Origin of the sequence: Thermosipho sp. 1244 (genome assembly GCF_018588215.1) — a bacterium.
GTDB classification, from domain to species: domain Bacteria; phylum Thermotogota; class Thermotogae; order Thermotogales; family Fervidobacteriaceae; genus Thermosipho; species Thermosipho affectus.
This window is the reverse complement of the sequence record NZ_LNGA01000023.1, coordinates 133915-158149: the sequence shown is the minus strand read 5'-3', so window position 1 is coordinate 158149 and position 24235 is coordinate 133915. Positions and strand designations below refer to the sequence as shown.

Below are 24235 nucleotides of genomic sequence, written 5' to 3'. Positions count from 1 at the left end.
GGATTTTGTTTGGATACCGAACAATATGGTATAATAATTATCGGAGGTGAGAAATATGGTATTATTAAAAAATGGCTCAATTTATCCTATAACAAAGAAACCATTTAAAGGGGATATTCTAATTGAAGATGGAGTTATAAAAGAAATTGGCGAAAACCTTGAAGTAAAAGGCGCAGAAGTTATTGATGTAAGTGGAAAATACATCTTCCCTGGATTTATTGACGCACATTCTCATATTGGAGTATTTGAAGAAGGTGTTGGAGAATTTTATTATCAAGATGGTAATGAATATTCAGATCCTTTAACTCCTCATGTTAGAGCATTAGATGCTTTCTATCCAGGTGACAGTGCTATAAAGCGGGCTCTTTCAGGGGGCGTTACAACGGTAATGGTAGTCCCAGGAAGCGCAAATCCTATAGGGGGGCAGGGTTTTATATTAAAGTTCAAATCTGACATTGTAGATGAAATGATTGTAAGACAACCTGCGGGATTAAAGATGGCATTTGGCGAAAATCCAAAAAGAGTATACGGTTCAAAAAACAAAATGCCAACAACAAGACTAGGTGTTGCAGCAATTATTAGAGAATATTTTTCGAAAGTAAAAGATTATATGAAAAAAAGGGAGGAAGACCCAAAGACCCCAATAGATTTTAAATTGGAAGTGGGAGTAAAAGTATTAAAAAAAGAAATTCCAGCAAGATGTCATGCACACAGAGCAGATGACATTGTTACTGCAATACGTATAGCTGAAGAATTTAATTTCGACATTGTTATTGAACACGCAACAGAAGGATATAAAATTGCAAAATTTTTAAAGCAAAAGAAAATTCCAGTTGTACTTGGACCTTTATTTGGATTTAGAACAAAATTAGAACTCACAGATTTAACATATGAAGCCATAAATATTATCAATGAACACGGAATTCTTGCTGCTTTAATGTGTGACCATCCAGTAATACATTTAGAACACACCAATATTCAAGCAGCTACTGCATTAAGATACGGTGCCAAAGAAGAAGATCTTTTAAAAATGCTAACCATTAACCCTGCCAAAATATTAAAAATAGATAACAAGGTAGGATCACTTGAAGTTGGAAAAGATGCAGATATTGTAGTTTGGAATACCCATCCTTTTGATTTCAAAGCAAAAGCAGAAATGGTTTTCATAGAAGGGAAAATAGTTTACAAAGATTAAAACGGGAGAACACAATCTCCCGTTTATTTCATAAGTACATTTAAATTTTCTGTTCTTCCCTCACTTCCTATCAAACCTTTATCATATCACAAAATTTGTGGTAGAATATTATTATAGGGGTGAGTCAATGAAAAAATTAATCGTTGTGTTTCTTCTGATTTATACTATTTTTTATTCCATAACTCTTTACACATATCCTCAAGATACTATTGCAAAGTTTTTAGATAAAGATGGAAATCTTAAGGGTATAAGTTGTAAAATTATAGAAATACTCAACAAAAAGCTTTCAAACTACAACATTAAAATCGAATTTAAATCAAACACACCCAAATCTCTTTCTGAAATTCTCTCCTCACTTGAAAATAACGAAATTCAAATATTTGTAGGCCTTTCCAAAACACCAGAAAGAATCAAAAAATTTAAATTTTCAACTTTCCCACTCTGGAATACAAAGCTTTTAATAATTTCAAAAAAAGAAAAAACACTAACGGAAAAGAATAAAAAAATAGGACTAATAAATTCATCAAAAACGAAAACTTTATTCCAAAATATCTTTCCTAATTTAGTTATTAAATCTTATGAAAATATCCAACTTGCAATAAAGGATCTATTAAACGACGAAATAGACTATGTCGCATACAACGGCGGAATTTTAAATTATTATACAAAAATTTATCCTCTAAAAATCATCCAATTTGAATCTGAAAGATACAGACAATACATAGCATTTTCAAAAAATGTTGATAATCAAATAGTAAACATAATTAACAACGCTATAAAAGAATTATACAATTCCCATGAATATAACAATATATTCAAGGATTTTTCAGGTTTTTCACCTGGAAATAATGTATATTTTGCTCTAATTGACTGGCCACCGTACGAATACAAAGAAAATGGGGAATGGAAAGGTATCGACTATGAGTTACTAAAAGTTTCTCTCGAAAACTTAGGATTTAAACTAGTAACAAAAAAATATCCCTGGCAAAGATGTCTTAATTTAATAAAATTAAAAGCAATAGATGGAACTTTAACATTACGCAACACAGAAGAAAGAAGTAAATATATATATTTTACGAAAATTCCTATTAGCTATGGTATAGATGTTATTTTTTCAATAAAAAATAATAAAGAAAAAAAAATACTCGGTTATGTTAAAGGATACGCCTACAATGAAAAAATATTCAAAATGGGATACAAATTAGTTTCTGTTGATAATGATTTTAACGGTATGTTGTTGCTTTCAAAAAAGAGAATAGATTTATTTGTTGCAAATTTGTACGTTGGTTTGTTTTACGCAAAAGAATTAAATATAGATGTTGAATATTCCATTCCAATAGATTACTTTAAATATTACGTAGGTTTCTCAAAAAGTTATTTAGGGAAATTCTTATCAGAAAAAATTTCAGGTGTCCTTTTAAAATTTAGAAAAGACGGTACATGTGAAAAAATATATCAAAAATACAATTTAACATTCCAGGAGGATAAAAATGATAAATAAAAAATCTTTGACATTTTTGATTGTTCTAATCACTGTTATTACAATATTTTTATATTTCTCTTTTTGGAAAAATCAAATTAATGAAAAACTAAAAATTTACACAAAATCCATTGAATATCCTCTTTGGCTTTTAGATAATGAAGAGCTGGAAAGAACGCTAAACCTAATCACAAATGACAGTGAAATACTTGGCGTTGAAATATTTAATTTTGACGGAAATAAATTAATTAAAAAAATAAAAAATCTACCAGTAATTTATCGTAATTACTCATTTCCTATTTATTTTGAAAATATCTTTATAGGAAATGTAATATTTTACATATCCTATAAAAAAGTTATATTTACCTCTGCATATTTAATATTTATATCTACACTCTTTTATATCATAGCTTTACTACTATTGAAAAACGTAAACATAAACGAAAAATTATTTGAAACAAATGAAGAGTTACTTGAAACCAATGAAGAACTCGAAGAAAATTTAAAAGAACTTGAAAGAACACAGCAATCTCTTGTCACTTCAGAGAAAATGGCGACTATTGGAAAATTAATGGTAAGCATAGCCCATGATATAAACACTCCAATTGGTATTATATATTCTGCAGCAACTGAAATTGAAAATAGAATAAATGATGATGACCTAAAAGAACTTGTAAAAATAATTATTAAAAACTCCCAAAAAATATCAAATTTAATAAAGAGTCTAAAAAAAACAACATTTTACGAAATAACAAATGAAAAGTCTAAAATTAATATAAAAGAGTTTGTAGATGATATAATCACAACTATCTCACCAAAATTAAAGGAAAAAAATATAAAGATAATCAAAGATATAGATGATGTGTCTGTATATTCAAATCCAGGAGCAATCTCACAAATTTTGATTAATCTAATAGACAATGCAATCTTTCATGCCTTTGACAAAAAAAATAACAATATTATTACTATTTCCGCACATATAACCCCATCTAAAAAATTAGAAATAACCATAAAGGATAATGGTAAGGGAATAGATGAAAAAAATCAAAGAAAAATTTTCGAACCTTTTTATTCTACCAAAGAAAAAGGAAGTGGTTTAGGTTTAAGCATTGTGTACCACCTTGTAACAGAAATACTAAAAGGTGTTATTAATGTTGAAAGTAAAAAGGGTAAAGGAACTATTTTTAAAATAATTATTCCCGTAGAGGTGAAATAATGGATGAATGGAAAGTTTTACTTGTTGATGATGAAGAGGATATTCACGCCTTAACATCAATAATCTTAAAAGACATTAAATTTAAAAATAAACGTATAAAATTATTAAGCGCCTATTCTGCCAAACAAGCAAAAGAGTTATTAATAAAAGAAAAAGATATTTCTCTTTCAATAATTGACATAGTAATGGAGAATGAAAACTCTGGACTTGAGTTAGTGAAATTCATTAGAGAAACTTTAAATAATCAAATTATGAGAATAGTAATAAGAACAGGTCAACCAGGATATGCTCCTCCACGTGATATCATATTAAAATACAACATCAATGACTATAGAGAAAAAAGTGAATTGTCAAGCAACGGTCTTTTTACAATGGTCATCGCAAGGCTTAGAGAATACTCTGAAATAAAAAAGTTATATTCTCAAAAAAATTTATTAGAAAAATTCGATACTATAGATTCAAGTAAAATTGTATCTATAAACGATTTAAAAAGGATTCTTGAGGATACTTTGAATACTTCAGTCGTTATAACAAAGGCTGAAACTGGCAAAGATATAAAAAATAAAATATATTGGAAAGACAATAATGAAATTTTGTTTAAAATAAATAAAAAAAGTTATACAATAAACTTTTCAAAAAATATGGATAACAGGGACTTATTCACCATTGCTTTTGAAAAGTTAATTTTAGATCTTGAAAACAACATACTCTACAAAGAAAGAATTAATTCTTTATACCAACTCATATACATACTTTCTGAAATAACAGAAACTCGCTCACTGGAAACCGGGGAACATGTTAAAAGAGTTAGTACAATAACAAAACTCATATCAGAAAAAATACTTGATAACAAAGAACATATAGAAACTGTAAGTCTTGCTTCTATGCTTCATGACATAGGAAAAATAGCCATCCCTGATAAAATTTTAAATAAACCTAATAAACTCTCAGATGAAGAATTGAAAATAATGAAAACTCATACTGAAATAGGGTACAAAATTTTAAATTCTGTTGAAAATTCATTGTTCAAAATTGCCGCAAATATAGCCCTTTACCATCATGAAAATTGGGATGGAAGCGGCTATCCAAAAGGATTGAAAAATTCAGAGATTCCCATTGAAGCACAAATTGTATCCATAGCCGATGTTTATGATGCTTTAAGTAATGACAGAATATACAGAAAGGCATGGCCAAAAGAAAAAGTACTTAAATATATAAAGGAAAATTCTGGAAAAAAATTTAATCCAAAACTAGTAAAAATTTTCTTTGATTTATCTGATAAAATCAAGGAGCTTTAAATAAAGTTCTTCATAATCTTTTGCTTTTTTACAATTTACTTCCTTATACCTACCTTTATAGTCAAACAAGATAAAATCTACATTTGCATTTTTTGCACCTTCAAAATCCGTCTCTACATTGTCACCAACATATATAGAATTTTTCAAAGGTACATTTGAAAGCTCTTGCGCATAGTAAAAAATATCTGGATTTGGTTTTGGATTTCCAACTTTTTCCGATGTTAAAATAAATTCAAAAAATCTATCTAACCTTGCAAGTTTTGAGCGTCTTTGTTGTACATACTCAACACCATTAGTTAAAACAGCCATTTTCAATTGTAATTTTTTCAACTTTCCCAAAAATTCCTCTGCACCATCTATAAAAAATGCAGAATTTGAAAGACCCTCAAGGTAAATTTTTGCAATTTCATTATAATCCTTCAAAGATATACCTACATTTTCAAAAAATTCCCTAAATCTCTCAACTACTATAATTTCTTTCTCATATTTTCCCTCTGAAAAAAGTCTCCACCATTTTTCATTTATCGGTCTATAAATTTCTAAATACTCTTTTTTATACAAAACACCAATATGTCCAAAAACATTTCTTAAAGCATACTCCTCGGATTTATCAAAATCTAAAATAGTATTATCCAAATCAAAGTAAATCATTTTCTTCATTTCAATATTACTCCCTTCATATCGTTGGTGGAAAAATTGAAAGGAAACTTTACAGGTTTTCCTTCTAAAGCAGATTTGTATATTGCAAGTACTATTTCTACCGCCTTTTTCCCATCTTCTCCTGAGATATATGGTTTTCTATCTTTTTCTATTGCTTCGTAAAAGTCTTTGTATAACGGTACATGTCCAAATCCATATACCGTATCTGGATCAGGTAAATTCATAAAGGGATGTCCTTCTTCTCCCTCAAATCTCCACTCTTCTATTCTGTTTACCGCAAGTCCTCCTATCACCACTGTTCCTTTTTCTCCAAATATCCCTAGCTTTTCATGTAAGTTCCTCGGATATATCGTTGTCGTTCCTTCTATTATTCCCACTTTCCCGTCTTTAAATTTTACTATTGCTCCTCCAAAATCTTCTGCTTCTATATATGGATGATTAAAATTTTTAATTATTCCATATACTTCCTCTATCTCTCCTCCTAACATCCACTGCAACAAATCTATATTATGTGTACATTGATTCATTAATGCTCCTCCATCTTGAGCCCATGTTCCCCTCCAACTTGCTTGTTTGTAATATTCTTCATTCCTATTCCACCTTATTGTTGCAACTCCATAGTGTATCTTTCCAAATGCCCCTTCTTCTACTTTTTTTCTTAGTTCCTGTATCGGTGGATTAAATCTGTTTTGAAAGCAAACCTCTAGTTTTAAATTTTTTTTCTTTGCTAATTCTATCATTTCATCTGCATGTTTTGTGGATAATGCTATTGGCTTTTCCACAAGTACATGTTTATTATTCGTTAATGCTTCCATCGTTATTTCATAGTGTTTTCCACTCTCTGTTGCTATCGCTACTGCATCTATATCTCCTCTTTTTAAGATTTTTACATAGTCTTTTTCAACCTCAGGCTTTCTACCTATCCTCTTTTCTATTATCTCTGCACACTTTTCTGCCCTTTCTCTTTCTATATCACAAAGTACAACTGTTTCAATTCTATCCGAGTTTTGAATCAATGCCTCTATATGTTTCTTCGTTCCTATCCTTCCGCATCCTATTAATGCCATCCTTAACATCTTTATTCCTCCTTAGCCCAAAGCTACATCAAGCGCAGCCATTAAAAAGAAGCCAATAATCAAAAAATAGGTAGATAACCTTTCGTTACCCCTAAGATGTGTTTCAGGTATAACCTCATCACTGATTACAAAGATCATTGCTCCACCAGCAAAAGCCATCATATATGGAAGTAATGACTGAGAAATACTTACAATACCAGCTCCAAGTAACCCACCAAAAATCTCAACTAGCCCCGTCAAAAAAGAAACAAAAAAAGAAATTTTGATGGAATATCCCGCATTTAAAAGTGCAGCAGCAACTGCTGCTCCTTCAGGAATATTCTGAGCACCTATCGCAAATGCAATATTTAAAGCTTGATTGGAAAAAGCACTAACACCTACTGCCATTCCTTCAGGCAAATTATGAATTGTAATTGCAATTACAAAAAGCCATATCTTGCTTAATCTCTTTAATTCTGCTCCCTCATGTCCCTTTAAAAAGTGTTCATGAGGTGAATACTTATCCATCAAATCAACTAAAATCGCCCCTAAGAAAAAACCAAATGCAAATCTCAAAAGACCTCCTAACTCTATTGATGGAGCAACCAGGCTAAATGCACTTGCAGCAAGCATTATACCAGCTGCCATTCCCAAAAGTGCATCTATAAATTTTTCATTTACTCCTTTTCTAAAAAACAAAAATGGAATTGCACCGAGGGATGTTGCCATACCTGCGGCTGAACTTAACAAAATTCCATAAAGGAAACGATTCATCTTGCTAACCCCCTATATAGTTCTTTTTTTCTATTTAAAAAGTACGCATGTGAGATTCCTTTCTCTTCAAATCTAAAATAATCTAAAGTCTTTACGTCCACATCGTGATAAATTAACTGTTCTTTTTTTCTTGCACTAATAATTACATTACCATCTGGCCCTACTATTCTTGAACTACCTATAAAGTTCATTAAACCCTTTCCAGATGTCGAGGCCGTTACTAAAAATGCTCCGTTTTCCAATGCACGCGCCTTCGTAGCAATATCATATATGTGTTTTCTCTCCCTTCCAAAAGCAAATGGTGCAAGTAAAACTTGCGCACCATTTATTGTCAAAATTCTGGATATCTCAGGAAATCCTATTTCATAGCATATTAATATACCGAACCTTACACCATCAAACTTAAAAACCAAAAACTTTTCCCCAGGATAAAACACATCTTTTTCTTTTCTAAAAAGATGTGTTTTATCGTAAAATAAAACACCTTTTTTCTTTTTTACAACAAATACAGAATTTCTAATTTCTGAAAGTACTACTCGAGGTACGCCACCTACTATAGCCATATTGTACTTTCTAGAAAACCATATTAATTCTTCTTCTTTTTCTTTGAAAAATTTCACAGAAGAAAGCAAGATATCTTTATCATACGTGTATCCCGAAATAGATAACTCCGGAAATAATATCAATCTTATCCCCAAATTTCCGGCTTCTTCTATAAATTGTACATGTTTCAAATAATTATATTCAAATTTTCCAGGTTTAGGTTCAAATTGGGCTGCTGCTATTAACATTTGCAACCCTCCTTGCAAGTTCTTCTTGTTTCAACCAATACCCATCAAGATAGCCCTGTGAAGTTAATAATCCGAGGAATTTATAATGTTTTTTGGTTAGTCTTCCAGGTCCTACATTCGCCAGTGGCGTACCTGGAAGAGGCATAAAAGTATGTGCATGTACCTTTGCATCGTATTTCTTAACTATTTTTTTTATAAACTCAAACGTCTCTTCCACATCTTTCTCGGTTTCAAATGGAAAACCAAAAATAAAATCTACTCTTGGTATAAAACCAAATTCCTTTAGCAAAGCTAAAGCACGTTCTATCTCATCTAAATTATGCCCTCTGCGTATCCTTTTCAATACACCTTCACTTCCGCTCTGCGCTCCTATAACAATATACTTGTTGTTAACATATTTTTTTATAACTTTCAAAATCTCTCTACTTACACTTTCAGGTCTTACATCTGACGGAAAAGTCCCAAAATAAATCTCTTCAACACCTATTTTTTTCAAATTGTATAAGAGATCATCAACTACTTCCACATTTGGCGTTATCCCATTTTTACTACCATACCCAAATGAATTTGGTGAAATAAACCTTGCAATTTTTCTGCCGTTTTTCACTCCAAGTTTAGAATATTCCACTATCTGTTCCACAGGTCTATGCCTAACTATCTTCCCGGCAAGTCTAGGAGTTTGACAATATCCACATGAAAATGGACAACCACGTGTTATTTCAATAGGCATATATAAATTCTTTTGCGGACAAAAAGGCGGATATTTTGAAAGATCAACTCTATTTTTCACACCATCAAATATGCGATTTTTTGGAAAAAAACCATCCAAAAATCTCCTTATATTTTCCTCACCATCACCTGTAAAAACATAATCAATACCTATATCTAAAAGTTGCGTAGGGTTTGCTGTTGCATGCGGTCCTCCGGCAATAACCATGTAACCATTTTCTTTTAATATTCTCACTTCAGATATTACATTTTTAAGGTCAAAACTCATGAAAGAATAGAGGACAACTGTCCCCTCTCTAGAAAAAGAAAAAATATCATCAAAATTCCTTATCTCATACATTTTCACACTTTTTTTGTAAGAATAGATAGATGCAACAAGTGCGGTAATACTGTATCTATTTGTCTGTGTGTATCTAAATAATATTCTTTTTAACTCCACAAGGCCTCATCAACCTCTTCTAAAGTCTTAGCTATCACAAAAACATGACCACTATCCATAATCAAAATAGTCTTTGACTCTTCACCAAAAGTCATGTTAACAATTTTCCCACCAACTTTATTCATTCCCCTTAATCTCCTAGCAACGGTTGATGAAACAGGCAATATTGCAATAATTCTATTTCTTGGAATAAATAAGTTTTTGGAAATTTTAACCACTTGCCTCACAATTTCACCCCTAAACATTAAATCTTATGGTAAGAATATCTCCGTCCTCAACTATGTAATCTTTACCAACTAATTTCATTAATCCCCTTTCTTTTACTTCTTTTTCACTACCATAATTTATTAAATCTTCATATTTTATAACTTCGGCTTTAATAAATCCTCTAGCAAGATCCGTATGGATAACCCCTGCCGCTTCAACGGCGCTACTCCCTTTTTTTAAAGTCCAAGCTCTAACTTCATCTGGACCTACCGTGAAAAATGAAATAAGCCCAAGTTGCTCATATACAACCTTAGAAAGTCTTTCTATACCACTTTCTTCTATTCCCAAATCTTTCAAAAATTCCTGACGTTCTTCCTCATTAAGCTCCTGTATCTCTTTTTCCATCAATCCACATAATTCTATATAGGCAAAATTATAATCTTTCACTAAATCTAAAACTCTTTCTTTTTCAGGATACTTTCCTTTTGTAAATTGATTCTCATCTAAATTTATAGCAATAATTATTGGTCTCAACGTAACTAGAGAATAACTTGAAATCATCTTCTTTTGTTCTTCAGTTAATTCATGCTTAGATAAAAATTCTTCATTTTCTAAAACTTCCCTCAATTCCTTTAAAAGTTTTAGTTCTATTTCTTCTCTGTTGTCTAATTTTCTTTTTGAGTTCTCAAGTTTTTCAATTCTATTCATAACTATTTCAAGGTCTCTAAAGATAAATTCGTCTAGGGCTATTCTTAACTGCTTATAGGCATTTTCCTCTGGAAAAAGCACATTTTCATTTTCAAAAGCCCTTAAAACTAAAAGTAACGCATCTGCACTTTGAACCATATTAAAGACTTGTGTCCTACTCTTTTTATCAGAAGGATCAAGTGAAGGTGTATCATAAAATTCTAAAGTAGCGTATGTGGTTTTTTTGGGATTATACATATTTGAAAGTAGTTCAACCCTTTTATCATAAACCTTTGCCACACCTTTCTGATGAACAGGTGAATAAGGATCAACATCAATACCCGTTAACAAAGAAAAAATTGTAGTTTTACCAGATTGTGGAAGCCCTATAATTCCTATCTTCAAGATTTTCCTGTTACCAAATTTACCTTGGTAACAGACACACCTCCTTTCATATCTCCCTAAAAACTTTCTTCAATTTAAATATCTTTTCCTTTGGATGATTTTTTTCAATAAATTTTGAACTTCTTTCTGCCCTTGCAATAGCAATTAATTTTCCTTCACACAATAACATAACATCTTGCTCTTTTGAAAAATCATCAAATATTGTTTTTAGAAAATCCATTGTCGGTTGAATTCCGTTGAAGATTTTTTCCACAGAATCCTTGTAAACTTCAACCTTTGGCAAATTTAAAACCTTTTCAACATTTAACATATTTTTTAGTAGTTTGTCTTTTCCTGTTTCAAATGGATTTATAGAATTTTTCAATTCAAAATCTCCAACGCTTATTCTCACTAATTCCTCCGCCGTTGCACCACATCCAAGTTTATAACCTATATCCATACACAAACTTCTTATATACGTTCCTTTCGAAACTTCCACTTCAAGTGTTACATGTGGTATATTTATTTTAATGTTTTCTATTGAATATATTTCTACTTCAACAGGTGGAAGAGAAATTATTTTTCCTTTTCGTGCAAGTTTGTAAAGCCTTTCACCTTTATACTTTTTTGCAGAATATGCAGGGGGAACTTGCTTGTACCTTCCCTTAAATGATTTTATTGTCTCTATTATCTCTTCTTCCGATTTATCACATACCCTTTCTTCGACAACTTCACCTGTTATATCAAAAGTTTCCGTTGTAATCCCAAGAAGCATCTTTACAAAATACCTTTTTCTCTCCACTTGCAAATATTCTAAGAGTCTTGTTGCACTTCCTATTCCAACTACCAAAACTCCCTCTGCAAAGGGATCTAATGTACCTGCATGTCCTACTCTTTTTGTACCTAATTTTTTTCTTATTTCATCTATAACGTCATGCGAAGTAACACCTTTTGGTTTGTACACGTTTAAAAAACCCATCATATCAGTAATTCTCCAGGAATCTCACATCATTCCTTATAAAATCTCTTATATCTTTAATACCGTATTTTACCATTGCAATCCTCTCAAGTCCAAGTCCAAAGGCAAATCCAGACCAAGTTTCTGGATCATACCCCACATTCCTAAATACATTTGGATCCACCATACCTGCACCTAATATTTCAAGCCAATTACCTTGAAACCACACGTCTACTTCATAACTTGGTTCTGTAAATGGGAAGAAGCTAGGTTTCAACCTAACTTTTGCAGACTCTCCAAAAACTCTCCTTGCCATTTCCTCTAAAGTGTATTTTAAATGTCTAACGGTAACATTCTTATCCACATAAAGCCCCTCCATCTGGGTAAACATTGGAAGGTGGGTTGAATCATAATCCCTTCTAAAAACCCTCCCCGGTGAAATTATAGCAAGTGGTGGTTTTCTTTCAAGCATAGTCCTTATTTGTATAGGTGATGTATGAGTTCTAAGTAACGTTTTTTCGTCAAAATAAAATGAATCTTGGGTATCCCTTGCAGGATGCCATTCTGGAGTATTTAAAGCATCAAAATTATGCCATGTATCTTCCACCTCAGGACCTTCAACCACTTCAAATCCCATGGAAATAAATATATCTTCAAGTTCCCTTTGAACCTTCGTTAATATGTGCAAATGACCTTTATCCCTTTTTGCACCTGGTAATGTTACATCCACTCTAATTTCTTCAAACTTTTTAATCTTTTCATTTTTCTTTATCTCTTCCATCTTTTCGTTTAATAATTTCTCTATTTCATTTCTTACTTTATTGATAACCGCACCAAATTTTGGTTTTTCTTCCTGTGGAAGGTTTTTTAATTTTTTCATTTCCAAAGTAACAAGACCTTTTTTCCCCAAATATTTGATTCTTATATTGTTTAAAGAAGACATATCGTTAGCAGAAGATATCTCATCTTTAGCTTCTATCAAAAGTTCTTTTACTTCTTTCATTAAAACACCTCCAAATTTAACTTATATGAAACGAAATTCAATAGTAATTATAACATACATATGCTATTATTAAAACAAAATAAGGAGGTGAAAATAATGGATGCAATCGAATTGAGGCATCTTTTACACCAAAATCCAGAAGTCTCTTTTAGAGAATTTGAAACGCAAAAAATATTACTAGATGCATTAAAATCGTTAAATGACAATAGATTAAAAATCTATAAAATTGCCGGTACAGGTGTGATTGCACTATATGAGGTTGAAAAAGATAAACCGTTTATAATCTACCGTGCGGATATAGATGGACTTCCCATATATGAAAAAACAAATTGGGAATTTTCCTCAAAAAATTCCAACATGCACGCTTGTGGTCATGATATACACATGGCAATCGCATTTGATTTAATTAAGAAAATTTTAAAATATAATATAAAACAAAACTTTGCCTTTATTTTTCAACCTGGAGAAGAAACGGGCGCAGGTGCAAGATATGTTTTAGATGAAATAGAACAACTTCCAATAAAATACGCTGTTGCATTGCACGTAACAGATGAATACGATTTTAAAACCATTGCCACAACAAATGGGATACTTTTCGCGGCCGCAACAGAAATAGATATTGTTTTTCAAGGGAAACCTTCTCACATAGCCTTCTACGATAAAGGAATAGACTCGATAAAAATGGCTACATTTTTTCTAAGTAAATTTTACTCTACAAAATTTGAAAATTCATTAGTTAGTTTTGGAAAAATAGTTGGTGGAAATGCAAGAAATATCGTTTCTCCTGAAACAACCTTGATGGGAAGTATAAGAAGTATATCCGTTCAAAACACCGAAAAAATAATTAACACATTAGCACAATTAGCACAAGAAGTAACAAAGAAAACAAATGGAAGTTTTTATATAGAAAAAGGCAGTCAATATCCTCCTGTTGTAGTAAATAAAGAATTGTACGAAAAATTTAAAGACTTCTTGGCAGAAAAAGAAATAAACTTTGTAGATTGCGGTATGAAATTCACCGGAGAGGATTTTGGATATTTTTCACAAGAATTTCCATCGCTTATGTTCTGGGTAGGTACAAGAACAGATGAAAAACATGGACTTCACCATCCACAATTTCTTCCTAAAGATGATGTTATTCCTTACTATTCAAATGTTATTTTTGAATTTTTTAAGGAGTTGGTATAGTGAAAAAATTAATAGAAAAATATGGCACTCCGCTTTACATATACTATGAAGAAGTAATAGAAAACAGGATAAAAAAAGTAAAAGAAGTATTTAAAAACGTAAATTTTTTCCCAACATTTGCCGTTAAGGCAAATAACAATCCAAATTTACTAAAAATAATACACAAAAACGGATTTGGAATGGATATTTTAGGAGAAGGAGAACTTTACGCTTGTAAACTTGCAGGTATTCCTGGAGATAAAATTGTCTGGAATGGAAATGGAAAAACAACAAAACAAAAAGAAAAAATGAAAGAATATGGTGTAAAATTTGTAAATATCGATAGTGTTGAAGAATTTGAAAATCTCTGGAAAAATGATAACGAGTTTGCTTTATTTTTACGTGTAAATCCAGATATTGATGCAAAAACACATCCATATATTTCAACAGGACTTAAAAACCACAAATTTGGTGTTTCTTTTGACTTAGCAGAAAAAATACTTAAAACCGGAAAAATACAAGGCTTACACATACACATTGGTTCTCAAATCACAACAACTGAACCATTTAAAGAAGCTATCGAAAAAACGTTAGAACTTGCACAGAAATATAACATAAATAAAATTAATATAGGTGGAGGTTGGGGAATTAAATACAAGAAAGAAGAAAATGAACTAGACCTTGAAAAATACAAAAGAGAAATCATACCCATTTTGACAAATTTTGAAATGGTAATAAACGAAATTGGAAGGTTTATAATCGCTCCAGCAGGTATTTTGGCAATCAAAGTTATACTAGTAAAAGAAACAAAAAACAAGAATTTTGTAGTCACGGAAAGTGGTATGAATCATTTAATTAGACCTGCATTATATAACGCATATCATGAAATTGAGGTACTGAACAACCAAGAAGATAACATAATTGCAGATGTGGTTGGTCCATTATGCGAATCTGGAGATTTTCTTGCCAAAAATAGGAAAATAAAAAAGCCAAACCCTGGTGATATTTTAATTGTTAAGAACGTAGGGGCATATGGATATTCAATGGCAAATAACTATAATGGGACAACCAAACCTGTGGAAATATTGATAAAAAAAGACGGAAAAGACTTGATTATAAGAAAAGGTGAAGAGATTTCAGACTTATATAAAAATGTAATTATATAGAAATGGGGCAAATATTTGCCCCATTTTTTAACCAATATATTCCACTTCTTCTTCATCTTCACCCTCAAGTGCAAATTTTAAAGACTCAATTGCAACCTCAATTTGTGATCCATCCGGTTCTGCTGTAGTAAGTTTTTGCAAAAGAAGCCCAGGAAAAGCCAAAAATCTCAAAAACTTCACCTTATCAAATAACTTTAAAAGCTCATATGAAATCGAGGCAATTATCGGAATAAAAACAACTCTAACAACTATTCTTTCAAGCCATGTCAAAGGTCTGTATATTCCAAACAAACTAAATAATATTATGGCAACAATAAAAAAAATCATTACAAAATTCGTACCACATCTTGGATGAATAGTAGAATATTTTTTCACATTTTCAACTGTTAATTCTTCATTATTTTCATACGCATGTATAGTTTTATGTTCTGCTCCATGGTATTGAAAAACCCTTTTTACATCTTTCATAAACGAAATTATCCACACATACAAAAGGAAAAATCCCAACCTTATAAACCCATCCACCAATGAAAATAAAAATTCATCATTGTTTATTCCTATCAATCCCGTTAAATAGACGGGGAGCATAACAAAAAATCCTATTCCCAAAACAATTGCAAGAAAAATAGAAAAAAATGTCTCAGACTTTTTCATTTCTTCACCTGTTGCTATTTCCGCTGACCTATCTAAACCCTTCAATCCAAAGTACATCGAGTAAAAAAGACTAAATAATCCCCTCAGAAATGGAACTTTTAGTATCTTTTTGTTTTTTATCTTTCCAATTTCCTCTTTAACTATTTCCCCAGATTCGTTCCTAACGGCTATAACTATTTTTTTCCCCATCATTAGGACACCTTCTATTATCGCCTGTCCTCCTACTTTCATGTCATTCCTCCCATAATAAAGAAATTGGGGTCAAATATCCCCCAACATCTCCAAAATTTTCCTTGCATTATCATTTTCTAAAACTACCTTAAAAAACCTATACGCACTTCTATCTTCTTCCGTATTTTTATCAATGAAGTAACTACGCATCTTATTTGCAAACTCATCTTTCTCTTCCTGCGTCATCTTTGCTATATCTTCTACTATATTCAACAACCTTTTATCATCTCTACAAATTCGAGCTATATACTCCAATTCACCCATTCAAGATTTATTCCGCCTTCTTTTTAGTAAGATATACTCTAAAGGAAATTCCCGTTCTTGTTTCACCATCAATTTCAACTTCTATAAACCCAGGTACTGCGTATAGATCCTTCCCCTCTTCCGCTAGAAATCTTCTTGCCACTGCTAAAGCTTTCGACGCCTGGTTAACAGCCCCAGCACCAATTGCTTGAATCTCAAGTTTTTCGTTCTTATTAAGCGAACCTACAATAGCACCTGCCACCTTGTTAGGATTTGATTTTGAACTAACCTTAAGTGTTTCCATAGCTATACCACTCCTCCTTGAACAAATATTAATAGAACTGTAACAACACAAGTATATTTTAACATAAAATTACAAAAAAACAAAATTTTGCCAAAAATTTTTTTATTTTAATCTGATAAAAACCTAAAAATCAAACAAAGAAGATTGATCAGTCTCAGGTAAATCTTTCAAAACACCCAATTTTTTCATAGTATCAATATGTGCCTTACTTAATTTAGTTCTTCTTTTTAAATCTTCAATTGAAGTAAAAGCCTTTCCCTTTCTTGCTTGTAAAATGGATAGAGCAACGCTATCTCCAACGCCGGGAATTTTATTTAGAGGTATCCTTAATTTATTATCTTCAATAATAAATCTTCTATAATCACTCTTAAATATATCAGGAGGCAAAAATTCAAATCCCCTTAAATACATCTCAAGGGCTGCTTCTAGTACTTTTTCTTCATTTTTCTCTTTTACATCTTTTTTTATCTGTGCACCTAATTCTACGAGTCGTTTTTTAATTGCCTTTTTACCTTTTAGAATAGTTTTCACAGAAAATTCATCACCTTTTATAGAAAAAAACGCCGCATAATATGCAAGTGGATAGTGCACTTTAAAATACGCTATTCTAAAGGCCATACTTACATAAGCAACAGCATGGGCTTTAGGAAAAAGATACTTTATTTTTTTACAAGATTGTATAAACCATTCTGGGATATTCTTTTCCCTCATTATTTGTTCATCTTCTTCTGAAATACCCTTTCCTTTTCTCACGTTTTCCATTATCTTAAATGCTCTAGACTCATCAACCCCTGCATCTATGAGATATATCATTATATCATCGCGACATGATATCACTTCTGAAAGAGTTGCTTTTCCAGAACTTATTATATCTTGTGCATTATTAAGCCATACATCTGTGCCATGTGAAAGTCCAGAAATCCTTACAAGTTCTGCAAATGTTTTTGGTCTAGTTTCTTTCAACATCTTTTGCACAAAGTCTGTTCCAAATTCTGGAATACCTATCGTTCCAACATCAGTACCTAAATCATTCGCCTTGATCTTCAAAGACTTTAAAGAAGAAAATATTTGCAATGTTTCTTTATCATCCATTGGGACTTTTGTAGGATCAATACCTGTATATTCTTGCAAAAGCTTTAACATTGTAGGATCATCGTGTCCCAATGCATCCAATTTCACCAAATCATCGTGTATGGATTCATATGCAAAGTGTGTTGTACACATCCCTGAATCTTTCTTATTTGCGGGATACTGTATAGGTGTAAAATCATACACAGTCATATCTTTTGGAACTATCATCAATCCACCGGGATGCTGACCGGTTGTCCTCTTAACACCGGCAACCATTTCAGCTAATCTAATCTGCTCTGCTGTTTGTAAACTTTCACCTTTTACCTCCATATAACTTTTCACATAACCAATAGCACTTCGTTCCGCTATTGTACTAATAGTTCCCGCCCTTAAAACATTGTCCTTTCCAAAAAGTTCAACAATATAGTTATGAGCTCTATCTTGATATTCTCCAGAAAAATTTAAGTCTATATCAGGTACCTTATCCCCCTTGAATCCCATGAAAGTTTCAAAAGGTATATCCTGCCCCGTTTTCACAAGCTCTACTCCACATTTTGGACACTTTTTACTAGGCAAATCATATCCAGAACCTACTTCTTTTGAAAATTCCAAATATTTACATTCAGGACAAAGATAATGAGGTTGTAGAGGATTAACTTCGGTAATTCCCATAAGGTATGCGACAAACGAAGAACCAACTGAACCGCGCGAACCAACTACATAACCGTCTTCGTTTGCCTTTTTAACTATAAGGTGTGCAATTTCATACAACACCGCATAGCCGTTGTCGATTATGCTTTTTAATTCTTTTTCCAAACGTTTTTCAATAATCTCTGGAAGCGGATCACCGTAAAGTTCCTTTGCACGGGTAATAGATAAATTCCTTACATTTTCATCAGCACCTTCAATAATTGGAGGATGCAATTTTCTTTTCACTGGTTTTACATATTCAATCATATCTGCAATTTTATTACTATTTTCAACTACAACTTCTCTTGCTATATCCTCATCTTCAAAAATTTCCATTGCCTCTTTTAGCATTTCTTGAGTAGTTCTAAGGTACAACATTGCATTTTTATCTCTTAAATCCTCATCATTTGGATTACTTTTTTCCACTGGCGCAAGTAGTACATGTCTTGCTTTGATATCTTCTGGTTCTAAAAAATGTGCATTACTAACCATAACTACAGGTAAATCCAATCTCTTTGCTAAATTGTATAACCTTCTAAAAACCTGTTTTGCAACATCTTTTTCAACATTTACCACAGTATTTATCGGAAAAATCTCTACAAAATCATACTCTTTTAGCATTTCTAAAATTTCTTCATCTGTCGAAGAACCCGTTAATGCTTGAAAGAGCTCACCATTTTCACATCCAGTACCAAATAAAAGCCCTTCTTTGTATCTTATTAACTCTTTCTTTGGAATAAATGGTACATATTTAAAGTATTTTACATGCGCATCAGATACGAGTTTATATAGATTTTTTAACCCCACTTTATTCTTCACAAGTATAGTCAGATGATTAAATTGTCTCTTTGTTCTAATACTAGAATAAGAGCTACTCTTTAAGTTATTTACTTGTTTTAAAGTCCTTATACCGCGTCTTATAACAAGTTCTAATAATTTTTCAAACAACTTTACAGTTACACTGGCATCGTCAAAAGCCCTATGATGTTTAAATGGGCCTAATTTAAAATATTCCACAAGCCTTCCAAGTCCAAAAGATTTTACCTTTCCCCTTAAAACTTCTTTGGAAAGTTTCAAAGTATCCAAATAGGGAAGAACTAAGTCTTTTTTGTGTAACTTTCTATAAACTTCTCTTATAAACCCATAATCAAAATCTGCGTTATGTGCTACTAAAACTGTACCTTCAATAAATTCCAAAAATTTTGGGAAAACTTCATATATATCCTTTGCATCTTCTAACATCTCATTTGTAATACCTGTAAGCTTTTGAGTAAAATCTGAGACTTTTTTTGTAGGTTTTACAAAAGTAGAAAATTTATCGATAATCTCCCCATTTCTATACTTTACCGCACCTATTTCAATAATTTCATCAAATCTAGCATTCGTACCTGTTGTTTCAAGGTCAAATACAGTGTATGTAACCTCACTTAAATCAAAATCATCCGATAAATTTTTTACTATATCCCCTGTCTCATTTAATATGTACATTTCCGTACCAAATATAGGTTTAATACCATTTTTTTCTGCTTCCTCAAACAAATAAGGAATAGACTGTACATTACCGTGATCTGTAATTGCAACTGCATTCCAACCCCATTTTTTTACTTTTTTTACCAATTCTTTAATATCTATAATAGCATCTAAATCACTCATTTTTGAATGAAGATGTAATTCTACTCTTTTCATATCCGAAATATCTTGTCGTTCAATAGGGTTTGGATCTTCATAGATCTCAGAAATCGCAAAATAATATTCTCCTTTTTTACTGACATTCATAGAACCTTTAAAATAATACCAATTTCCCACACTAAGTGTTGACTCAAATTTTTCATCAAAAATCTTTCCCAAAATAGACTCCTTTTTATCGGTGATATATACTAAAATAGTTGATAAATAATCTGACTTTTCTAACTTGAACACCTTTCCCCTCAAAAATACTTTTTTGGAATTCAAAGGTATATTGGATGGAAAATAATATCTCTCTTTCTCTGTAAAAGTTTTTATTTTTTCTTCAACAACTTTTGGTGGTTCAAATTTTTCTTTAACAAATTCAATCTTTACAGGTTTACCCGTAATTTTCTCTATGTTCTTTAACTTTTTCTCTATTTTTTTCACGGCAAATTCACTAAAAGTTTTTACCAAAATCTCATTTTCAAATACCTCTACATCTTTTACGTAAGGCGCCGCTCCATTCAAAAGTTCTAAAATTTCCTCTTTTTTTAGTTCAAGAAGTTCATACTCAAATTCAACATCGATTCCAAAAAAAACCATTAACTTTTCTCTAAGTAACTGAAAATCCCCAACTCCCTTCTTTATATAGAAAATCAAAAGGCGGTTACTTTGGTCGTAAATCACTTTTGTAATTTCACCATCTATTTCAATATTAAAATATTCAGCTATATTTGTAATTGGATAACTTAATTCATCAAAAACGTACTTCATAACATACCTCCTTACAACCTTAATTCCACTGCTAAACACCAAGCAACAGCTAATGCATCAGCTGCATCATCAGGTCTCGGAATTTTATCCAATCTTAAAAGCATTTTTACCATTTTTTGTACTTGTTTTTTATCAGATCTTCCATAACCGGTAATGTTATTTTTTACTTGATACGGAGTAAATTCATATAACGGCAAATTTCTTTGAGATGTTGCAAGTAATATTACTCCTCTTGCTTCACCTACATGAATAGCAGTTTTTACATTTTTATAAAAAAACAAACTTTCGATTGCACACGCATCTGGAGAATAATATTCAAGTAATTTAACAAATTCTTCGTATATAATTTGGAGTCTCTTTGACATGGAAACATCTTTTTCTGTTGTAATAACTCCATGAGCTACATGAGAAATCTTATTCCTATTTTTTTTCAAAACTCCATACCCTAGTATACCATATCCCGGATCAATACCTATTATTATCAAGTTATTCCCTCCGCAATGAAAGATTATAAACAAAGATTGTTAAAACAGGTAACACACTTGCACTTAAAAACATAAGCATGGTATTATTACCAAAAATTGCGGCGTAACCACTAGATAAAAAACTACCAATTGCCCATGAGAACCCCATGGAAATTGAAGAAGCCAATGCCTTATTGTTGGGTAATAGTTTTTGAGCAGAAACTATGTTAGAAGACATGGTAAAAAAGCTAAAACCATCAAATAGAATGAAAAATACAATCTTTAAATATAAATGCGGAACAAGTACAAATAATAAACCAAAAAATCCCATTCCCAAAAATCCCACAGTATTTGTAAATCTATCATTTGTCTTCTCAAGCACAATTGTACCAAAAAAATTGGTAAATACACCAAGAATCATACCAAATGTTAGTATTGAACCGCCAATTATCAAAGATTTTCCAACTTCATTCACATAAATAGGTATATACGTATGAAAAATATCCATAGAAAAACTTCTTGAAGCCACTATCAAAAATATAGGCCATAACTTTAGAATATCACCTCTAAAAGACAAATTCTTTCTCACAGCCTTTTTTTCATAATGTAATATGGTCCTTGATAATACTAAAAGGAAAATAGAAACACTAAACGTTAAAATATACATTTTTTTTATCCCTACATATCCTTGAAAAATTGTTATAAAAAGTGGTGCAAGTCCTGCACCCAATGTTCCAGCTACCGAAAAAATAGCAATATGTTTTCCCTTTTCGCTCTTTCCAGCAAAACTAGCACCAATTGGATGAAAAATAGAATTTAAAACCCTTATTATAACAACAAGCAAGAAAAATAAAAATACAGAGTTTACAAATCCCAAAAATGAAACAAAGAATATTTCAAGTAACACTATAACGGTTATGTACAAACCGTCTCTCTTTTTACCATCAAAATACATCCCAAAGAACACTTGAAATAGGGAAGTAAGCCCCCCCAAAAGTGCCATAAAACTTGCAAAAGTCCTATTGTCTATACTTAAATTTTCAATAAAATATGGAGCAAGTGGTTTGACAAAAGCGTTGAAAAAATCTGCAAAAAAGTGAAAAACAGCCGTTACAAACTCCATCTTCATCACCATCCTTTTTATGATACAATAATTATAACAACGAAAACCTAACATGTCTATATATTTCGCAAAGCTAATCAAAGGAGGGAGAAACATGAAAAAATTAGTTATACTGTTATTAATTTTTCAAACACTCTTTTTATTTTCCATTCAATATGTTGAATTTTCATCCACGCTTGATAACGAAATTTGGAAGTTAAACGTAAAATATCCTATGTTTCTCCATATGGAAAATTTTGCAGTGGAAAAGTACATAAATGATATGATTTATAACGACATTTACAACTACATAAGGAATTTATACAATTTTTTGAATTATTCATATTCCGATGCAAAAAAATATGGTATGCAATACAGACCTGGAAATGTAATTGTAAATTATAAAATCACATATTCAAAGGATAACATAATAAGTCTGGTAATAGACTACTACGAATATACAGGTGGTGCTCATGGAAATACAAAAAGAAAAGCATACAATTTCGATATAACCAAAGGAAAATTATTGAAATTACACGATGTAGTAACACGTGATTCCATTGAAAAAATGTTAAAATACATAAATAATCAAATTAAATTAGACAAAAAGAGATATTTTCAAACTCTACTCGATGAATTACCTTCTGATCAATTTTATTTTACAAACGAAGGTTTGGTAGTATATTTTAACCAGTATGAAATTGCACCATATTCTTCTGGAATTCCAGAATTTGTATTCAAAGTAGAAGATATACAGTTAAAAAAATGATAAAAAGAATAACGTTAAGCTTTTAGAAAAATAACATTAACAGAATTTTTTTATTTCAATTCGTTAAAAGTGGTAAAATATTTGAGGTTATAGACGCCTGGAACGTGTCGAAAACGCCGAGATGGCTACATGTTCCAGCGTGTGTTTATTTCAAAAACATTGAGGAGGTGAAGTTTGTGTACGCTATTGTTGAAAGCGGTGGAAAACAGTTTCGTGTAGAACCTGGAAAAGTATTTTTTACAGAAAGAGTTCTAGGAAAAAACGAAGGAGACTCTATAACACTAGACAAGGTATTGATGGTAAAAACTGATGATGGAAAAGTTTTAGTCGGAAAACCATATCTTGAAAATGTTTCAATAACTGGAACAATTGTTGAACATGGTAGAGCAAGGAAAATTATAGTTGGAAAATTTAGACCGAGGAAAAATTACAAAAGAATCAAAGGTCACAGACAATGGTATACTGCTATAAAGGTTGAAAATATAGAAGTAAAATGATTAAGTGTGCTTTTACAAAGAAGAATGGGGTATTTGAAAATTTTTTAATAACAGGACATGCCATGTATGAAAGAAAAGGAAAAGACGTAATTTGCGCGGCGGTAAGTACTGTCTCTCAACACACAGCACGTTTTTTAGAAAAACAAGGTGCAAAAATAACAATTAAAGATGGATGCCTAAGGGTAGAAAAAATTCCAAACGACGAGATATCTCAAATTTTTGTTAAAGAACTAACGGAAACGCTTTTAGATCTTTCTTTGCAATTTCCTAAATTTATAAAAATGGAGGTGACCAATGATGAAGATTAACATACAACTCTTTGCAAAGAGTAGTACCGCAAGGAACGGTCGTGACAGTAATCCAAAATATCTAGGTGTAAAAAAATCTGATGGTCAAGTAGTAACTGCAGGTACTATAATAGTTAGACAAAGAGGAACAAAAATATGGCCAGGTAAAAACGTAGGAATGGGAAGAGATTTCACGTTATTTGCCCTAAAAGATGGGAAAGTAAAATTTGAAGTGAGAAATAACAGAAAATACGTTAGCGTGTATTAAGGGG

At 31.5% G+C, this 24235-nt stretch carries 25 protein-coding genes; 10 read left to right on the top strand and 15 right to left on the bottom strand.

Annotation, left to right across the window (positions count from 1 at the left end; all coding sequences use genetic code 11):
- Nucleotides 1-55 precede the first annotated feature (55 nt).
- From AS157_RS05880 to AS157_RS05865, 4 genes are all read left to right on the top strand, one after another.
- The gene (locus tag AS157_RS05880; protein WP_077289499.1) at nt 56-1195 is read left to right on the top strand and encodes an amidohydrolase; all 1140 of its coding nucleotides are present in this window, start codon (nt 56-58) and stop codon (nt 1193-1195) included.
- A gap of 127 nt (nt 1196-1322) precedes the next feature.
- A complete protein-coding gene (locus tag AS157_RS05875) occupies nt 1323-2696 on the top strand; it encodes a substrate-binding periplasmic protein (RefSeq protein WP_077289498.1) in 1374 nt (457 codons plus the stop codon).
- A complete protein-coding gene (locus AS157_RS05870) occupies nt 2686-3891 on the top strand; it encodes a sensor histidine kinase (protein WP_214494993.1) in 1206 nt (401 codons plus the stop codon). Before AS157_RS05875 ends, AS157_RS05870 begins: the two co-directional genes overlap by 11 nt.
- Nucleotides 3891-5189, top strand: a complete 1299-nt coding sequence (locus tag AS157_RS05865) for an HD domain-containing phosphohydrolase (RefSeq protein WP_214494992.1) — start codon at nt 3891-3893, stop codon at nt 5187-5189. Before AS157_RS05870 ends, AS157_RS05865 begins: the two co-directional genes overlap by 1 nt.
- Here AS157_RS05865 and AS157_RS05860 read toward each other — a convergent pair.
- Genes AS157_RS05860 through pheS form a run of 9 tightly spaced genes read right to left on the bottom strand, consistent with a single transcriptional unit; the run spans nt 5163 to nt 12876 of the window.
- Nucleotides 5163-5849 carry a YjjG family noncanonical pyrimidine nucleotidase gene (locus AS157_RS05860; RefSeq protein ID WP_077289495.1) on the bottom strand — a complete coding sequence of 229 codons (687 nt, stop codon included), beginning with the start codon at nt 5847-5849 and terminating at the stop codon, nt 5163-5165. The two genes, AS157_RS05865 and AS157_RS05860, sit on opposite strands and share 27 nt — an antisense overlap.
- Entirely contained in the window at nt 5846-6925 is a 1080-nt protein-coding gene (locus tag AS157_RS05855; protein WP_077289494.1) for a Gfo/Idh/MocA family protein, read from the bottom strand. Before AS157_RS05855 ends, AS157_RS05860 begins: the two co-directional genes overlap by 4 nt.
- A 12-nt stretch (nt 6926-6937) precedes the next feature.
- Nucleotides 6938-7678 carry a ZIP family metal transporter gene (locus AS157_RS05850; RefSeq protein WP_077289493.1) on the bottom strand — a complete coding sequence of 247 codons (741 nt, stop codon included), beginning with the start codon at nt 7676-7678 and terminating at the stop codon, nt 6938-6940.
- On the bottom strand, nt 7675-8469 hold the full coding sequence (locus AS157_RS05845; protein WP_077289492.1) for a carbon-nitrogen hydrolase family protein: 795 nt from the start codon (nt 8467-8469) through the stop codon (nt 7675-7677). The genes AS157_RS05850 and AS157_RS05845 overlap by 4 nt, the downstream gene beginning before the upstream one ends.
- Complete coding sequence (locus tag AS157_RS05840) at nt 8444-9637, bottom strand: TIGR04013 family B12-binding domain/radical SAM domain-containing protein (protein ID WP_077289491.1); 1194 nt, start codon at nt 9635-9637, stop codon at nt 8444-8446. The genes AS157_RS05845 and AS157_RS05840 overlap by 26 nt, the downstream gene beginning before the upstream one ends.
- Entirely contained in the window at nt 9628-9864 is a 237-nt protein-coding gene (locus AS157_RS05835) for a DUF370 domain-containing protein (RefSeq protein WP_077289512.1), read from the bottom strand. The genes AS157_RS05840 and AS157_RS05835 overlap by 10 nt, the downstream gene beginning before the upstream one ends.
- A gap of 10 nt (nt 9865-9874) precedes the next feature.
- Nucleotides 9875-10936, bottom strand: a complete 1062-nt coding sequence (gene ychF / locus AS157_RS05830) for a redox-regulated ATPase YchF (protein ID WP_077289490.1) — start codon at nt 10934-10936, stop codon at nt 9875-9877.
- Nucleotides 10937-10982: 46 nt separating this feature from the next.
- Entirely contained in the window at nt 10983-11897 is a 915-nt protein-coding gene (truB, locus tag AS157_RS05825; protein ID WP_077289489.1) for a tRNA pseudouridine(55) synthase TruB, read from the bottom strand.
- Between the two features lies 1 nt (nt 11898).
- A complete protein-coding gene (gene pheS, locus AS157_RS05820; protein ID WP_077289488.1) occupies nt 11899-12876 on the bottom strand; it encodes a phenylalanine--tRNA ligase subunit alpha in 978 nt (325 codons plus the stop codon).
- A gap of 96 nt (nt 12877-12972) precedes the next feature.
- Between pheS and AS157_RS05815 the strand changes: the two genes are divergently transcribed.
- Nucleotides 12973-14064: a M20 family metallopeptidase gene (locus AS157_RS05815; RefSeq protein WP_077289487.1), complete on the top strand. Its 1092-nt coding sequence runs from the start codon at nt 12973-12975 to the stop codon at nt 14062-14064.
- A complete protein-coding gene (gene lysA, locus AS157_RS05810) occupies nt 14064-15209 on the top strand; it encodes a diaminopimelate decarboxylase (RefSeq protein WP_077289486.1) in 1146 nt (381 codons plus the stop codon). The genes AS157_RS05815 and lysA overlap by 1 nt, the downstream gene beginning before the upstream one ends.
- Before the next feature lie 27 nt (nt 15210-15236).
- Here lysA and AS157_RS05805 read toward each other — a convergent pair whose 3' ends face one another.
- The 6 genes from AS157_RS05805 to AS157_RS05780 all read right to left on the bottom strand — a co-directional run bounded on the left by AS157_RS05805 (nt 15237) and on the right by AS157_RS05780 (nt 22431).
- Nucleotides 15237-16094, bottom strand: a complete 858-nt coding sequence (locus AS157_RS05805) for a DUF1385 domain-containing protein (RefSeq protein ID WP_077289485.1) — start codon at nt 16092-16094, stop codon at nt 15237-15239.
- Nucleotides 16095-16124: 30 nt separating this feature from the next.
- Nucleotides 16125-16358, bottom strand: a complete 234-nt coding sequence (locus AS157_RS05800; protein ID WP_077289484.1) for a hypothetical protein — start codon at nt 16356-16358, stop codon at nt 16125-16127.
- A gap of 7 nt (nt 16359-16365) precedes the next feature.
- The gene (locus AS157_RS05795) at nt 16366-16641 is read right to left on the bottom strand and encodes a stage V sporulation protein S (protein ID WP_075666074.1); all 276 of its coding nucleotides are present in this window, start codon (nt 16639-16641) and stop codon (nt 16366-16368) included.
- A gap of 123 nt (nt 16642-16764) precedes the next feature.
- Entirely contained in the window at nt 16765-20844 is a 4080-nt protein-coding gene (locus AS157_RS05790) for a PolC-type DNA polymerase III (protein WP_077289483.1), read from the bottom strand.
- 11 nt (nt 20845-20855) lie between these two features.
- Nucleotides 20856-21329, bottom strand: coding sequence for a crossover junction endodeoxyribonuclease RuvC (ruvC, locus tag AS157_RS05785; protein ID WP_077289482.1), 474 nt, complete (start codon nt 21327-21329; stop codon nt 20856-20858).
- A gap of 1 nt (nt 21330) precedes the next feature.
- Nucleotides 21331-22431, bottom strand: coding sequence for an MFS transporter (locus tag AS157_RS05780; protein ID WP_077289481.1), 1101 nt, complete (start codon nt 22429-22431; stop codon nt 21331-21333).
- Nucleotides 22432-22525: 94 nt separating this feature from the next.
- Between AS157_RS05780 and AS157_RS05775 the strand changes: the two genes are divergently transcribed.
- From AS157_RS05775 to rpmA, 4 genes are all read left to right on the top strand, one after another.
- Nucleotides 22526-23179, top strand: coding sequence for a DUF3298 and DUF4163 domain-containing protein (locus AS157_RS05775; RefSeq protein WP_197023239.1), 654 nt, complete (start codon nt 22526-22528; stop codon nt 23177-23179).
- 176 nt (nt 23180-23355) lie between these two features.
- Nucleotides 23356-23676 carry a 50S ribosomal protein L21 gene (gene rplU, locus AS157_RS05770; RefSeq protein WP_077289479.1) on the top strand — a complete coding sequence of 107 codons (321 nt, stop codon included), beginning with the start codon at nt 23356-23358 and terminating at the stop codon, nt 23674-23676.
- Nucleotides 23673-23984 carry a ribosomal-processing cysteine protease Prp gene (locus tag AS157_RS05765; protein ID WP_077289478.1) on the top strand — a complete coding sequence of 104 codons (312 nt, stop codon included), beginning with the start codon at nt 23673-23675 and terminating at the stop codon, nt 23982-23984. Before rplU ends, AS157_RS05765 begins: the two co-directional genes overlap by 4 nt.
- Entirely contained in the window at nt 23974-24231 is a 258-nt protein-coding gene (gene rpmA, locus AS157_RS05760) for a 50S ribosomal protein L27 (protein ID WP_075666726.1), read from the top strand. The genes AS157_RS05765 and rpmA overlap by 11 nt, the downstream gene beginning before the upstream one ends.
- Nucleotides 24232-24235: the final 4 nt, after the last annotated feature.